This window comes from Dyella sp. KRB-257 (assembly GCF_049445995.1).
In the GTDB taxonomy this organism is placed as follows: domain Bacteria; phylum Pseudomonadota; class Gammaproteobacteria; order Xanthomonadales; family Rhodanobacteraceae; genus Dyella_A.
This window is the reverse complement of sequence record NZ_JBMSDZ010000052.1, coordinates 1-1,548: the sequence shown is the minus strand read 5'-3', so window position 1 is coordinate 1,548 and position 1,548 is coordinate 1. Positions and strand designations below refer to the sequence as shown.

Below are 1,548 nucleotides of genomic sequence, written 5' to 3'. Positions count from 1 at the left end.
TGGCCTCGGCGTCGATCAGGCGGCAGCGCTCCAGCGCCGGGGCTTTGATCTCGACGCGCTTCCTCTCCAGGTCGGTGCGCAGGGTACGCAGCTCGGCGCGCGCCTCCTTGGCCGCCTTCATCTGCTTCGGCACGGTGACGTCGTAGACCACGCCCTGGTGCTTCTGGCGCAGCTCGGCCAGCGCGGCCGCAGTCGGGGTGTATTCGGCGATCGCCGTCATGTTGCTGCCGGCGTCCTTCTCGGTGGTGTTCGTGCTCACGGGAATGGCTCCTTGGCCGCGCTGAGCGGCCTTGTGGGTGTTGGGTCAGACGGACGCCTTGGCGTCCTCGGTGGGATGGGAGTGCGTGACCAGATCCGGATCCGGCGCGATGCGGATGCCCTTGTTCTGCAGCTTGTTCACGATCGCGTCGCGGCGGCGCTGGATCAGGTGGCGCAGCTCGTCGTGAGTGACGTGGATGCCGGCGGCAACCTCCCACTCGGTGCGCGGCTTTTCCGCACAGGCGTCCACCACCAGAAGCTGGTCGACGCGCTCAAGGTCGGCGTCCACATCGACCAGCTGGGTCAGCAGCGTCCGCACTTCGTCGACGGCGGCCCGGCCGCGCAGCGTGGCGGCGATGGTTTCGCGAGTGGCGCTCATGCATTGCTCTCCAGTTGGTCCCCGGGCCCGGCGTGCTCGACTTCGCAGGGGGACGAAGCAAGACCCGCCGGGCCAGGGGGTAAAGTGTTGAGACGCTTAAGCTCGGCGCACAGGGCCAGACGCTCGGCGTCGGTCAGGTCGTAGTCGTGCAGGTCGGAGAGGCCGCTCACGGCGTCACCTCGGACAGTTCGCGCTCCAGCTCGTCGACTTGGTTCTTCAGGTCATCGACTTCGGATTCCAGATCACGGACGCGACCTTGCAGTTCGTCGCGCTCCTCCTCCAGGTCGTTCTTGTCCCTGATGGCGCTGCACAGCGCATCGCGCAGCTTCTCGGTGCCGACGCGCTTCACGGTGTCCCGCAGGTCGTCGAGAATGCTGGCGACATGCGGGCGGTCTTCGCTGCTGATCGAATCCTCCAGCTTCGCGAGCGCATCGCTGAAAGCGCTGTCCACGGCCGGGCAGGTTTCCTCGCAGTACTCGCGCGACTGGCGGTGAAGTCCGGTGCTCACGCCGCATCCCTCCGAAACCCGCACTTGCGGTCGACGAACGCGAACAGCGACTCTCCCGGCTCGCGCACCATCGCGTCGCGCTTGCGCTGGGTGATGCGGGCCCGGACATGCGCACGACGCCACGCCTGGTTCTCGCGCAGAATTCGCCAGCCGTTCGGGTCGCGCGTGCCGGCCGACTCGATCAGGCATTGCAGCTGCCACCACCGGCCGTGCTTCTGGCGCCACACGTCAGCCGCTGCGGCGTTGCAGTCGCAGCCCGTCGTGCTCGGAGCACGGTGCGTCACCAGCCAGTCGGCCAGCTCCTTGCGCTCGCGGCGCGCAGCGTGCCACTGGGCGCGGTTCATGACGCGCTCCCGATGCGGGTGAGGGCGGCTTCGCGGCGCGCTTCAGCGTGCTCCAACGC

General features: G+C 68.2%; 4 protein-coding genes. All 4 read right to left on the bottom strand.

Annotation, left to right across the window (positions count from 1 at the left end):
• Nucleotides 1–259, bottom strand: a 259-nt coding sequence (locus ACO2Q2_RS17430; protein WP_423257516.1) for a hypothetical protein, incomplete at its 3' end; no start/stop codon positions are given.
• Between the two features lie 45 nt (nucleotides 260–304).
• Nucleotides 305–637: a hypothetical protein gene (locus ACO2Q2_RS17425; RefSeq protein ID WP_423257515.1), complete on the bottom strand. Its 333-nt coding sequence runs from the start codon at nucleotides 635–637 to the stop codon at nucleotides 305–307.
• Between the two features lie 166 nt (nucleotides 638–803).
• Nucleotides 804–1,145, bottom strand: a complete 342-nt coding sequence (locus ACO2Q2_RS17420) for a hypothetical protein (RefSeq protein ID WP_423257514.1) — start codon at nucleotides 1,143–1,145, stop codon at nucleotides 804–806.
• Nucleotides 1,142–1,489: a hypothetical protein gene (locus ACO2Q2_RS17415; RefSeq protein WP_423257513.1), complete on the bottom strand. Its 348-nt coding sequence runs from the start codon at nucleotides 1,487–1,489 to the stop codon at nucleotides 1,142–1,144. Before ACO2Q2_RS17415 ends, ACO2Q2_RS17420 begins: the two co-directional genes overlap by 4 nt.
• Nucleotides 1,490–1,548 lie beyond the last annotated feature (59 nt).

Coding starts and splice junctions, on each gene's coding strand:
- ACO2Q2_RS17425 (WP_423257515.1), bottom strand. CDS start 637: ATGAGCGCCACTCGCGAAACCATCGCCGCCACGCTGCGCGGCCGGGCC.
- ACO2Q2_RS17415 (WP_423257513.1), bottom strand. CDS start 1,489: ATGAACCGCGCCCAGTGGCACGCTGCGCGCCGCGAGCGCAAGGAGCTG.